Origin of the sequence: Streptomyces sp. NPDC059166, from assembly GCF_042755185.1 — a bacterium.
Lineage (GTDB): Bacteria > Actinomycetota > Actinomycetes > Streptomycetales > Streptomycetaceae > Streptomyces.
Window position 1 is genome coordinate 1 of the sequence record NZ_JBHZCI010000014.1, and the last position, 12,916, is coordinate 12,916.

9 protein-coding genes and 1 pseudogene are annotated in these 12,916 nt (G+C 71.1%); 6 read left to right on the forward strand and 4 right to left on the reverse strand.

Features of this window, described 5'->3' with window-relative positions:
- The 4 genes and pseudogenes from ACFXOA_RS12890 to ACFXOA_RS12905 all read left to right on the forward strand — a co-directional run.
- Nucleotides 1-570 (forward strand): annotated as a pseudogene (locus ACFXOA_RS12890) (peptidase S8); the annotation flags it as partial.
- Nucleotides 570-3,473, forward strand: a complete 2,904-nt coding sequence (locus tag ACFXOA_RS12895; protein WP_385025982.1) for an FG-GAP repeat domain-containing protein — start codon at nt 570-572, stop codon at nt 3,471-3,473. The pseudogene ACFXOA_RS12890 and the gene ACFXOA_RS12895, both read left to right, overlap by 1 nt.
- Before the next feature lie 151 nt (nt 3,474-3,624).
- Entirely contained in the window at nt 3,625-6,960 is a 3,336-nt protein-coding gene (locus ACFXOA_RS12900) for an ATP-binding protein (RefSeq protein WP_385025985.1), read from the forward strand.
- 65 nt (nt 6,961-7,025) lie between these two features.
- The gene (locus ACFXOA_RS12905) at nt 7,026-7,307 is read left to right on the forward strand and encodes a hypothetical protein (RefSeq protein ID WP_385025988.1); all 282 of its coding nucleotides are present in this window, start codon (nt 7,026-7,028) and stop codon (nt 7,305-7,307) included.
- 35 nt (nt 7,308-7,342) lie between these two features.
- Here the strand turns inward: ACFXOA_RS12905 and ACFXOA_RS12910 are convergent, their stop codons facing one another.
- On the reverse strand, nt 7,343-7,528 hold the full coding sequence (locus ACFXOA_RS12910; RefSeq protein ID WP_385025990.1) for a DUF397 domain-containing protein: 186 nt from the start codon (nt 7,526-7,528) through the stop codon (nt 7,343-7,345).
- Nucleotides 7,525-8,421, reverse strand: coding sequence for a helix-turn-helix domain-containing protein (locus ACFXOA_RS12915; protein WP_385025993.1), 897 nt, complete (start codon nt 8,419-8,421; stop codon nt 7,525-7,527). Before ACFXOA_RS12915 ends, ACFXOA_RS12910 begins: the two co-directional genes overlap by 4 nt.
- A gap of 107 nt (nt 8,422-8,528) precedes the next feature.
- On the opposite strand from ACFXOA_RS12915, the gene ACFXOA_RS12920 reads away from it, so the two are divergent.
- Nucleotides 8,529-9,011, forward strand: coding sequence for an ATP-binding protein (locus ACFXOA_RS12920; protein ID WP_385025996.1), 483 nt, complete (start codon nt 8,529-8,531; stop codon nt 9,009-9,011).
- 157 nt (nt 9,012-9,168) lie between these two features.
- Here the strand turns inward: ACFXOA_RS12920 and ACFXOA_RS12925 are convergent, their stop codons facing one another.
- Nucleotides 9,169-10,374 (reverse strand): SGNH/GDSL hydrolase family protein, encoded by a 1,206-nt coding sequence (locus ACFXOA_RS12925; RefSeq protein ID WP_385025998.1) that lies wholly within the window; start codon nt 10,372-10,374, stop codon nt 9,169-9,171.
- Nucleotides 10,371-10,919: a YciI family protein gene (locus ACFXOA_RS12930; RefSeq protein WP_385026000.1), complete on the reverse strand. Its 549-nt coding sequence runs from the start codon at nt 10,917-10,919 to the stop codon at nt 10,371-10,373. The genes ACFXOA_RS12925 and ACFXOA_RS12930 overlap by 4 nt, the downstream gene beginning before the upstream one ends.
- A gap of 478 nt (nt 10,920-11,397) precedes the next feature.
- Between ACFXOA_RS12930 and ACFXOA_RS12935 the strand changes: the two genes are divergently transcribed.
- On the forward strand, nt 11,398-12,906 hold the full coding sequence (locus ACFXOA_RS12935) for an NCS1 family nucleobase:cation symporter-1 (RefSeq protein WP_385026003.1): 1,509 nt from the start codon (nt 11,398-11,400) through the stop codon (nt 12,904-12,906).
- Nucleotides 12,907-12,916 lie beyond the last annotated feature (10 nt).

The following is a 12,916-nucleotide window of genomic DNA, read 5'->3' on the forward strand; positions in this document are numbered from 1 at the left end:
GCGTCCGGGAACGTCTGCGCCCCGGCCGCCTACTCCTGGATCGCGGGCTCGAAGAAGGTCGCCCTGTCCGGTGACGAGGACTCCGCGACCGTCGCGCTGCCCTTCTCGGTCAAGCACTACGGGGTGTCCTACTCCACCGCGTCGGTCACCACCGACGGCCTGGTCAACTTCCTGTCCTCCCGGGTCGGTGACTACAACAACACCGCCCTGCCCACCACCGGCGCCAACGGTGTCAAGGGCATCCTCGCCCCGCTCTGGGACGACCTGACCCTGGACAAGAAGTCGTCCGTGCAGACCGCGACCACCGGCACCAAGGGCCACCGCAAGTTCGCGATCGTCTGGAACAACGCCGCGTACGCCGACGGCACCACGGGCCGCGCGACGTTCGAGGCCGTCTTCGACGAGGCCACCGCAGCGGTCACCTTCCAGTACAAGGCCGTCGCCGACCAGGGCACCGGCGCGACCATCGGCCTCGCGAACCAGGCCGGCACCGACGCCCTCCAGTACTCCTACAACCAGCCCGTGATCACCGCCGGCACCGCCGTCACCTTCACGCAGGGAGCCAAGTGATGAGAGCCCACCACTCACGGCGGGCGCTGGCGCTCGCCTCCGGCCTGGTCGCAGCGGGCCTGTGCCTGACCGCCGTGCCGCAGGCCATGGCCGCCGACAGCGACAGCGGTTCGGTCATGAAGCTGACCAGCACCGAAGCGAAGAAGCTCGCCGCGGAGGTCACCCTCGACCCGTACGTCAAGGCCGAGGACACCACGACGGCGAAGGAGGACAACTCCGCCGCCGCGTCGGAGACCGCCGTCGACCCGAAGACCAAGGTCACCCTGACCGCGAAGTCCACGCTGGAAGGCGTGCGCGGCATGGGCGCCACGGTCCCGGCGGGCAAGAACGGCGACTACTACACCGTCAACAGCATGGGCTACGTGCAGCTCCACGCCGCCGACGGCAGCCAGAAGTGGGCGCGCAACAGCAGTTCGTTCTACCCGGACTGGCAGGTCAAGCCGCTCCAGGTGTGGCGGGTCGAGCCCTACCCCGCGCAGATCCTCATGGGCTACAACGCGGTCTCGCCCTTCTCGCCCAACTCGGACTCCGGGTACTCGACGGGCGACCTGACCGGCGACGGCGTTCCGGACCTGGTCTTCTCGGCACAGGTCGGTACGAGCCCGTACCCCCGGGCGTTCACCTCGCCCGGTTCGACCCTGAACAGCGGCACGTTCGTGACCGTCCTCGACGGGAAGACCGGCACGACCGTCTGGTCGAAGCTGTACAACCACGCCTCCATGGTGAAGATCGTCGACGGCACTCTGCTCGTCGCCGACGCGCCCCGGCTGAGCAGCGACCCGAAGGTTCCGACGGACGCGACGCTCAACCTGACGGGGATGCGCTTCTCGGCTGGCTCGGACGGCAAGCTGACTCCGGCCGCGACCTGGACGTACGACACCAAGGAAGCCCGTTACGCGAACTGGGGCGACATCCAGGACCTCGGCAAGGGCAAGGTGGCCGTCTCCTGGAGCCTGAGCAAGGCCGACGGTGTCGACGGGCGCGGCCACACCGCGGTCCTCGCGGTCGCCGACGGTTCGGTCACCTGGCAGACCGACGGCATGCTGTACAGCCGCCAGATGCGTCTGGACGCCGGCCGCAAGCGGATCGTCGCCATCGAGCAGGCGGACTCCACCGACGGGGTGCACTACGAGGTCGCCTCCTACGACCTGAAGACCGGTCACCGCGCCACCCTGCAGGCCCGCGACAACGTGGTCCCCACCGCACTGACCGTGGGTGACCTCGGCGGCAAGGGCGGCGACGAGTACGCCGTCGCCGAGGCCGTCCTCGACGAGAACTACCTCGTCAGCGCCAGCACCGTTCGCGTCGTCAACGGAGACAGCGCGGACAAGCTCCGGTGGTCGTACTCGACCAAGCGGGACAGCGACGACGGAAACAGTGCGGCGAACACCTTCGGCCTGTCGGTGGCCGACGGCAAGCTGGTCGTGTCCGGCCAGGACAACGACCAGTTCGGTGTGCCCGAGAACCGTGGCGGCACCCGCTTCGCGTCGCTGACCGTGTTCTCCGGCAAGGGCGACGTCACGTGGCAGTCGAAGGGTGTCGCCGGCTCGGCGATGTACCACGACGTCTACAGCGACGCCCAGGGCACGCACCTGCGCCTGGTCGACCCCGGGCAGAACATCCGGACGTTCAAGCTCGCCAACGGCAAGGCGGAGAGCGTCACGCCGATGCAGAGCGACGTCTCGCACGCCGCGAGCGCCGACCTGAACAAGGACGGCAAGAACGACCTGGTCATGGGCGGTTCTTCGAACGGCCTGTGGGCCTACTCGGGACCGTCCCTCGTGAACGGCTCCAAGCCCGAGAAGCTCTGGCAGGCCACCCTGCCCGGCGCGGTCCACGACATCCAGACCGGCGACGTCAACGGTGACGGGAAGCCCGAGATCGTCGTCGCGGCCGACACCGCCACCGTCGTCCTCAACGGGAAGACGGGCAAGACGCTCGCCACGATCGACGGCGGCGGCCAGTACGTCCGCACGGCGAAGCTGGCCGACCTGAACGGCGACGGCGAGCAGGACATCCTCGTCCCGACCGACGCGCTGCGCGCCTACTACGGCGACGGCCACGCCATCTGGACGTACAACGCCCCCAAGGACGCGGGCGACGTGCAGTTCGCCGACCCGTCGGCGAACGACGGCCGGGTGTACGCCTCGTACGCCAGCGCCGACGCGCTCGACGTGGCCACGCCGGTGACGGGAGCGGTCGCGCTCAACGCCAAGACCGGCAAGGCCCGCTGGTCGGCAGCGCCGAAGGCGCCGGAAGGCGTGGTCGGCGGGATCCGCACCGTGGTCCCGAACACGGGTGTCTTCGCCTCCAAGGAGATCCCGTACGCCGACGGGCACGCGGTGGTCTACACATGGGCCGTCGACGCACCGCTCAAGGTCAACGGCACCACCATGATCAGCGCGCAGAACCTGTTCGAGATCCGCGACGGGCGGACCGGCGAGGTGCTGCACACCCTGATCTCCGGCGGCATGTGGACGCACAACAGCTACTTCGCCAAGGACGGCGCGCTGTACGAGGGCGGTGTCGCCTCGTTCCGGCGGTTCCGCGCGAACGGTGACGACAAGCAGCAGCTCGTCTCGCCGACGTCGTTCGGCGGTGGCTTCCTCACCGGTCCCGGCGGGCGTGAGCTGCTGGGCGCCGGCGTGGACGGCGGCCTGTATCTGTGGGACCCGAGCATCCTCGAGTCCGAGGACTCCTGGGCCCCGTCCGTCGGTCAGATCCCCGGCCTCCTGGGCGCCCACGGCTACTTCTCGGGTGACCTCGACGGGGACGGTGTGGACGAGGTGCTGTCCCTCAACGACGACCTCGGCGGCCGCGACCGTGTGATCGGTCTGTTCGGTGGCGGTTACTACTCGGGCAGCTACGCCATCCACCAGGTGACGGCGTACAAGCTGTCGTGACCTGAGCTCTGCTGATCAAGGGAACCCCCCGGGCCTCGCCCGGGGGGTTCTAAGCATGCTCGGTTAGAGTTGCGCCCTCATGAACGAGCAGCAGACAGACAGTACGAATTCAGCCAACCCGCTGCTACGTCTGCACCTTTTCGGTGGTTTCGTGGCAACGCGTGACAGTGGTCCCGCCCCCGCCGAGCGGTGGACGCGCCCCAGCGCCCAGACCCTCGTCAAGCTGCTCGCCGTCGTGCCCGACCATCAGCTCCACCGTGAGCAGGCCATGGATCTCTGCTGGCCGGACGCCGACCCCCAGTCCGCCACCGGCAGTCTCCGGGTCGCCCTGCACGCCGCGCGCCGTGCGCTGGAGCCCGAGCTCGCGCCCCGCGCCACCTCCTCGTACCTGATAGCCGACGGTTCCCTGCTGCGACTGGATCCGGCCACCGTACGGATCGACGCGGACGAGGCGGAGGCCGCCGCGCGGGCCGCCCTCGGCTCCCCGGACCCCGCCGCTCTCGCAGCCAGTCTCGACCTGTTCACCGGGGAACTGCTCCCCGAGGACCGCTACGCCCCCTGGGCGCAGTCGCGCCGCGAGCAGCTCGTCGCCCTGCGTGAGGAGGTGCTGCTCGCCCTCGCCGCCGCGCACCTCGCCCAGGGCTCCGTGGGCGAGGCGGTCGCCGTGGCAGAGCAGGTGCTTGCCGCCAGCCCGGCGGAGGAGCTGGCCCACCGCATCCTCATGGGCGCGTTCCTGCGGCAGGGCCTGCGCCGGCGGGCGGTCCAGCAGTACCACGTCTGCCGTCGGCTGCTCGACCAGGAGTTCGGGGTGCGGCCGGGCCCCGAGACGGAACGCCTCCACCAGGAGGCGCTGGAACCGGGGCAGGCTCCGACGCCGTCCCTCCCGTCCCTCCCCGCACTGCTGCGGGCGCCTGCGGCGATACCCCTCTACGGACGGGACGACATCCTGGCCGCCCTCCTGGCCGAGGAAGGGCCTCCGGTGAGGCTGCTCACCGGAGAGGTGGGGGTGGGCAAGACCCGGCTGGTGGGCGAGACCGCCCGGCGGGCGGCTGCCGCGGGCACGGCCGTCCTGTGGGGCGCCGGGCACGACGAGGAGGGGCACACACCGTACGGGGTGTTCGCCGAGGCCCTTGACGCCTGGCTCGCGGAACGCGACGTCGAGCACAGGGCCCGGATCGGGACGGAGTACCCGGAACTGGCCTCCTTCCTGCCGTCGCTCGGGCGGGTGGGCGGGCGGAGCGGGCGCAGCCCCGAGGAGGAGCGGGACCGGCTCTTCCGGGTCACCTCCGCCCTGCTGGCCGAACTGGCCGCCGCACACCCCGTGCTCGTCGTCCTCGACGACCTGCACGCCGCCGACACCGGCTCCTACCAGCTGCTCAGCCATCTGGCCCGGCGTGCGACCGACACGGGGATGCGCCTGCGCTTCCTCGTCACCTGCCGCGAGGAGGAACTGCCCGACGGCGACCCGCGCCGGACCGGACTCGTGTCCATGCTGCGGCAGGGGCTCGCCGTGCGCGAGAGAGTGGGCCCCCTGGACCGTGACGCCTGCCTGGCGGTCGTCCGGGACGCGACACGGGCGGCGCCCACCCCGGCCATCCCGGACGGCACGGGCGGGTCTTCCGAAGCCGCCCCGCGCTCCGCTCCCGACCCGCGGCTGAGCCGCGTCTGGGAACTCTCCCTCGGCAACCCGCTGTACGCCGTCGAACTGGCCCGGGGACTCGGCGACGGCCTGCCGGCCGCCGTCGCCTCGGACGGGGTGCGGCAGCTGGTGGGGGAGCGGCTGGGCCGCCTCGATCCGGACACCCGCCGTGTCGTCGAAGCGCTGTCCGTCGCAGGTGGCGAGGCCGCCCTGTCCGAACTGCTCGACGTCGCCGCGCACGGCCTGAGCCCCGCCGTGTCCGGCCCGGTGGCCGCGGACGCACTCGAAAGAGCCGTGGCCGCGGCGCTCATCGAGGAACGCCAGGTCGTCGTCTCCGGGCGCCCCGAGGCGGGCGTGGCGTTCCGCCACCCGCTGGTCCGCCTCACCTGCTACGACCGCCTCTCCGCGATCCGCCGACGCCAGCTGCACGGCGCGTTCGCCCAGGCGGTCCTGCGCCGCCGCCCCGACGCCGTGGATGCCCTCGCCTCCCACTTCGCTCGCGCCGACGACTCCCGGGCCGCCGAGTACCTCCGCAGGGCGGCCGAACGGGCGGCCGCCCTGTACGCCAACGACAGCGCCGACCGGTACTACCGGGACCTGGTGGACCGGCTCGACGTGGACGCGGCCAGGGCCCGGCTCGCCCACAGCCAGGTGCTCCGCAGGATGGGGCACTTCACCGAGGCCGCCGAGGTGCTGCGCCTCGCCCTCCACGAGTTCGAACGTCGCGCCGACCACGACGACACGGTGCTCGCGGCCGCCCGGCTCGCCGAGACCCTGGTCAAGACCGGGGCCCCCGACACGGGCCGGCAGGTGCTCCGGGAGCATCCGGTGGGCCCGGACACGGCGGCGGGGCCGATGGCCGACCACTACCTCGCCCTCTCCGTGATCTGCGGTGTCCAGGGCCTGTACGTCGAAGGGTTCGAGGCCGCGAGGAAGGCACTGGACGCCGCCCGCCGGGTGCCCGGGGCGCAGGGACAGGGGCTCGCCGCCCGCTGCTACACCCTGCAGGCCAGGAACCTCGCCCTCGCCGGCCGCTTCGACGCGGCGCGCGAGGCCGCCGACCGTGCGCTCGCCCCGGCGGAGGCCTACGGGGACCCGACGCTGCTGGGCCTGGTCCTGTCGACCCTGCGGGAGAACGCCCGCCGCGGCGGCCGGCTGCGGGAGGCCGTGGACATCGGGCAGCGCGCCCTCGACCTCGCCGAACAGTCCGGTGACCCGACCGCCGCCGCCTTCGAGCGGGCCAACCTCGCGGAACTGCGGCTGATGCTCGACGAGACCGAGGCGGCGCGGGCCCTCGCGGAAGCCGCCGTCGCCGGTGCGGAGCCCTACGAGGCATGGTGCCTGCCGTACGCGCTGGCGACCCTGGCCCTCGTGCGCATGCGCTCCGGCGCCCTCGCGGAGGCCGCGTCCCTCCTGGACCGGGCGGAGCAGACGGTCGGTGTGCCCGGTGACCAGCAGGCCGACTTCGAGATACGCGCGGCCCGCGCCGAACTGGAGCTGCGCGAGGACCGCCCGGAATCGGCCCTGAGCGCCCTCGGGATCTTCAAGGCCGACGCACCGGTCCTGACCGCCTGGGGCGAGCTCTGCTCCGGACGCGCGGACACGGCGAGGGACCTCGCCTCCGCGGAGGCCGTACGGGCGGAACGCACGGGCGAACAGCTCGCGGAGGTGGACGCCAGGGTGGCCCTGGCCACGGCGCTGGCCCAACTCGGTCGTACCGACGAGTCCCGCGAGGCCCGCACCCGCGCCGAGACCGTCGCGGCGGCCCTGCCCTACCCGGCGTGGATACGGCTGGCGGAGCTTTCACCCGGCCTTCCGCAGGGGGTGCGACCGCAGACGGAGGGGTAGGCCTCCTGGGAGGGGCGCACTTCGAAGCCGTCACTCCGAGTCCGCCGGGGAGGTGAGCGGCAGACATGAGTGCCTATCACATCGTCGGCCTGCTGGGGGGTGCCGCCGTCGTGGCGTGCCTGGTGGTGCTGGAGGAGATCGTCCGCAGGGGGCTCAAAGCCGCCGCCAGGAGGGTGCCGGCGCCGGTGTGCGGGCGCTGCGGACACCTGCTCTCCCTGCATTCGGAGAGGGGCTGCTCCCACAGTTACCTGAACTACCACTGGGACACCGACCTGGATCACACCCGCAAGTACGACTTCCACAGGGTGAGTTGCCGGTGCGAGGCGACCGGGCCCGCACCGTCGTGAAGCGTGCGGGCCCCGGGGCGGGCGCGGCGCCCGGATCAGCCCGCGGCCGCGTGGATCACGAAGCGGGTCCAGGCGGCGGGTGTCAGGGACAGCCGAGGGCCCCCCTCGTCCTTGGAGTCCCGGACGTGAACGGCCTCGGGGGCCAGGGCGACCTCGATGCAGGAGTCGCCGTCGCCTCCGCTGTAACTGCTTTTGAACCACGCCAGTTCGGTGGTGTTCATACCGCTCCTCGCATCTGCCGCAACAGGCTCAACGAGTCCTCCAGCGAAAGAGCCTGTGATCGCATCCTGGCATACCGCATGTGGAGCTCACTGACCACCTGCGGATCCGAGATGAAAGTTCCGCTCTTCTGACCTTCGCTGTAGCCGAGCCAGCGGAGGTCCTGTGTCTCCAGCAGCTGCACCGGGCCGTCAAGTCCGGCATGGTTCTCCTGAACCAGCGGCATCACCTGCACCTCCACGTTCCGCAGCCCGGCGAGGCGCAGGACGTGGTCGATCAGTTCCGCCGTCACCTGGGCGCCGCCCGTGCGCCGCAGGAACAGATGCTCTTCCAGGATGAAGCTGTACGCCGTGTTCGGCCGCTCCCGCAGCAGCCGCTGCCGGTCGAGCCGCGCGGCCAGCTGTGCCTCGATCTGCTCGTCACCGAGAGGCGGCAGCTGGTTCACGAACAGGCGCCGCGCGTAGGCCTCCGTCTGCAACAGGCCCGGAATCAGGCGGCATTCGTACGTGTAGAGGCTCACCGCCTCCTGTTCCAGCCTCGCCCACTGCCGGAACCAGCTCGCCAGCCCCGGCCTCCGTGACAGATGGCGTGCCGCTCCTCGCAGCGACCCGAAGGCGTCCAGCACGCCTTCCGCCCGCTCGACGAACTCCGCAGAGGGGAAGCGCCGGCCCTGCTCGATGGAGCCCACCGTCGGCACCGAGTACCGCACACGTTCGGCGAACTGCTCCTGCGTCAGCCGAGCCCGTAACCGGAACGCCTTGACGACCTCGCCGAACGCCTTGAGACTGTCCGAACTCTCAGGCTCCGCGACACCGTTGCCGGTTGCCGACTGGGCACCGCCACCCTCGTCCAACCCGCCCACCTCCACATACGCCCACGCGCCGAACCCAGCCATGGTCACGTACGGTGAGCGCCTGTGTCCACTCTCCGTACCCGTACGCTGACCCGGCGTACGAGTCGGTGATCTGGAGGGGTGCGCGGGAACCGTCCACCGTGGTCGCCATGACAAACCCCGCCTCTTCCGCCGCGCCCCGCACACAGGTCGTCGACCGGCCGGATTCGTTCACCCAGCGCTTCAGCCCGACACCGCGCGGTGCCCGGCTCGCCCGGCGCCTGACGGTGCTTCAGCTCGACCGCTGGGGTGTGCGGCCGGGCAGTGCCGTGTCCGACCGGGCCGCACTGGTCGTCGCGGAGCTGGCAGCCAACGCCGTGACGCACGGACGAGTTCCCGGACGGGACTTCGAGCTGAGCCTGGTCCTGCCACACGCAGACGTCCTCCGGATCGAGGTGTCCGACGCGCGCGGTGAGCGACGGCCTCCGGCACCCGGCGACCTCGGCACACCTTGCCCCGAGGACGAACACGGCCGGGGTCTGCTCCTGGTCGAGGCTCTGGCGGACCGCTGGACCGTGCGCGAAAGGCTGCCCGTGGGGAAGACCGTTCGTGCCGAACTCGACCTGCGGGGACGGAGCTCCACGAGCCTCTGACGGCGGAGACCGCGGATCGCGGGGCGCTCCCCGGCGGCATCCGCCCGCCGTGAGCCCCGGCGGTCCCGATCACCCCGTGTCCCGCTCGCCGCCGCCTCGACCGCCCGGGCTGCGGGTGACCTGTGCCCGGGCTCTGCCCGACGGTGGCCGTCCCCTCTCACCATCCCGTCGGCAGGCCTCTGAGGAACGGGGTGAGCCGGTCGGCGATCACCTGGTCGTCGTGAGCCGAGGTGTGCCCGTCGCACCCGAGGAAGTCCAGGCCCTCCTGATCGAGGAACCAGTAGTGCACCCCGGTGTCACCGGCGTCGTTCCGCGCCTCGACCACCTGCCGCACATGCTCGGCGTCCCTGTCGAAGCCGACGGCCACCAGAGCGGTCCCCGCGCCGTGGAGCGTCCGCAGTCTCCGGAGGAACTCGACGTAGGCGGTGCGGTAGGCGGCCGCGAGGGTTTCGGGCGTCCACGGTTCATCCGGCGTGAGGTCGGAGAAGTCGTTGGAGCCGAGGTTCACCACCACGATCTGCGGACGCCACGTCCCCGGGTTCTGCCAGACGTCGCCGTCCACGTCCAGGAGGGCGCGGTCGTAGAAGGTCCGGTAGGTGATGTCCGGGCAGATGCCGGCGACGTTGCGCACCATGCCGAGGCCGGAGAGGCCGTTGATCTGGTAGTCGGCGTCCAGCTGCCGGGCGGTGAGGGCGCCGTGGCTCACATCGGCGTTGGTGTTCCGCCGGACGTGCTCCGGATCGCAGTCGCGGGTGCCCGAGACGTTGCCGTAGCCCACCGTCAGGGAGTCCCCGATGAACTCGATCTGGCGGTCCCGGGGCGCCGGCTTGCTCAGTACGGTGCCCCCGGGCGCCGCGACGAAGCCTCCGAACGTGCTGGTGCTCCCCGAGGTCTCGTTTCGTCTGACGACCCGGACCGTGTGTTCTCCGTCCCGTAGGCCGTTGATCCAGTGCGTGGTGTCGCCGGGCGCCACCAGGGTGGCGACGGTGGCCCCGTCGACCTGTACGTCGTAGTCGCCCGCCGAGCAGTCCAGTACGACTCCGATCCCGGCCCCCCGGAAGCGGCCCTCGAAGTACACCCCGGGCCAGCTGAACCGGACCGTGGCCCCCAGGTCCTTGACGCGTCCCACGGTGTGCGCCTGCTCCGACACGTGTTGCACCGGGGCCGGCTGCCCTTGCCCGCCGGTGCCGCTCCGGCCGGCGACCCGCGCCACCCCGTCACCGTCCTCGGTGGCGGCGCGCCGGAGCCCGAAGGGCTCGTCACCGCTGCGGTCGCGAGGGCGCCCAGGGTCCTTGCCTCGCGGTCCGTCCGAGTGCGGTCCCTCCGCCTCACGGCTGCGGCCGGGTGAGGTCCACCGGTTCATCGGCGGCCGCCGAACTCCCAGTCGTGCACCTCGACGGCGGCGTACCCGTCCGGGGTCAGCAGGCCGCGCGCCTCGTCCGGGCCGGCCGCCCTGACGAGTGCCGCCGTGCCCAGCCGGTCGGAGCCGTCGTCGGAGAGCAGCGGCCCGTAGGCGATCAGGTCGTCCCCGTCGGACGGTGCCGCGAGGTCGGTGGCATGCCCGCCGCCGAGGCCCAGCACCAGATAGCGGTTGCCGCCGACGGCGCCGCCGGGGAAGTCCCACATGGTGCGCCCCAGCGCGTTGTGCCACCTCCGCAGCATCACGTCCCGGTAGACGCCGGCCTGGTGGTTCGGCTCGTCGAAGGCGAACGCGCGGGCGGCGGCCGGATCGGGAAGGCCGAGGATGTGCAGGCTGCCGGTGACCGTCTCGCCGTCCTCGGAGAACGTCGGGCCCCGGGCGATCATCCCCTCGGCGTACCGGTCCATGTACGACCAGTGCTCCTCCTGCAGTTTCTCGCGCAGCGGGAGCGAGTTCGGGCGGTCGCGGTGGTAACAGAGGAATTCCACGTCCCTCAGGATCTCTCCATGAAGTGATCGGCGCGAGGGGATTTCCGCCGGGGCGGTCGTCCGGGGCGGGCCCTCGGCCGACTGCGCCGGTACCGGCGCCCGCTGCGGGCGGGTGCCGGGGACACCGGCGGAGGCAGTCGGCAAGTGCGCTGCAGATCACGGGCGTTGCCGGGGTGCAGGTGTGTGGGGTGGGTGTCCGCCCTGCGGCGTCGTGCCCGTCCGGTCGTGGTCGGCAACCACCTGACCTCGGGTGTTCGAGGCGTGGTTCTTGTCCGGGGCCCTTCGAAGTCGCCCTCCGGTAACCCTTGACGCTGCCCTTCGGCGAAAACTACGTTTTGATCTGCGGAAATCAACTTCCACTTTGTGGAAACCTCTGAAACCTCTCTCGGTCGCAGAGGCCCGTGGTGCGCAGCCTTCTCCGAAGGAGGCCATCGACAGGCCGCGTCGCGACCCCTAGCGAAAACTCGAGGGCCGATCGATGACTGCTGTGGAGGGCCGGCCGTCCGGGACGGTCACCGGCGACACCGGGGCCGCCGGGGACACCGTGGCCACCAGTTCCGTCCTGTACACGTATGACCTGGCCCCGACGAAGAAACACGGGCGCCGCTGGGGTGCGTACAACGTCTTCACCCTCTGGGCCAACGACGTGCACAGTCTGGGCAACTACGCCTTCGCCATCGGGCTCTTCGCGCTCGGGCTGAACATCTGGGGCATCCTGGCCGCCTTCGCGCTGGCGTCGGTCCTGCTCTTCCTGCTGCTCACGCTCTCCGGGTTCATGGGGCACAAGACGGGCGTGCCGTTCCCCGTGATGAGCCGCATCGCCTTCGGGATCAGGGGCGCGAAGATACCCGCCGCCGTCCGCGGCGTCGTGGCGATCGCCTGGTTCGGCATCCAGACGTATCTGGCCTCCGCGGTCCTGAGCGCCCTGCTTGTCGCGATGTTCCCGTCGCTGGGCGATCTCGACACGAACTCCCTCCTGGGCCAGTCGACCCTGGGCTGGATCTCGTTCCTCTCCCTGTGGGTCCTGCAACTGCTCATCGTGAGTTACGGGATGCAGATGATCCGCAGGTACATGGCCTTCGCCGCCCCCACCACGCTGATCACCATGCTCGCCCTCGCGGTCTGGATGTTCGTACGGGCCGACGCCTCGATCTCCTTCTCCGTCGACGACCCGCTGACCGGCGGTGACATGTGGCTGCAGGTCCTCCAGGCCGCCGCGCTCTGGGTGGTCATCTACGGCACCTTCGTCCTGAACTTCTGCGACTTCAGCCGGTCGGCCAAGAGCCGGGGGTCGATCGTGCGCGGCAACGTGATCGGCATTCCGCTGAACATGCTCTTCTTCGCCGGGATCGTGGTCGTCCTCAGCGGGGCGCAGTTCAAGCTCGACGGGCACGTCATCACGAGCCCCACCGACATCGTCAGGACCATCCCCAACATGGCCCTGCTGGCGATCGCCTCACTGGCCCTGATCGCCCTGACCGTCGCGGTGAACCTGCTGGCGAACTTCGTCGCGCCCATCTACGCCCTGATCGACCTCTTCCCCCGCCGGCTGAACTTCCGCCGGGCGGGCCTGGTCAGCGCGGTCATCGGGCTCGCGATCCTGCCGTGGAACCTCTACAACAGCCCGGTCGTCGTGAACTACTTCCTCGGCGGGCTCGGCGCGCTCCTCGGTCCGCTCTTCGGCGTGATCATGGCGGACTACTGGCTGCTCAGGAAGGCCCGGGTCAACGTGCCCGACCTGTACAGCGAGGACCCGGGCGGCGAGTACCACTACAGCCGCGGCTTCAACCCCCGCGCCGTCGCCGCGTTCGTCCCGGCCGCGACCATCGCCGTGGTCGTCGCCCTCGTGCCCTACTTCGATGCCGCGGCCGGCTTCTCCTGGTTCGTCGGCGCCCTGCTCGGAGCGGCTCTCTACGCGCTCATCGCCGACCGAACCCGGCAGATCCGGGAGGTCGACGGCGAGGCCATAGCCGTCGCCGCCGAATGAACCACCGAAC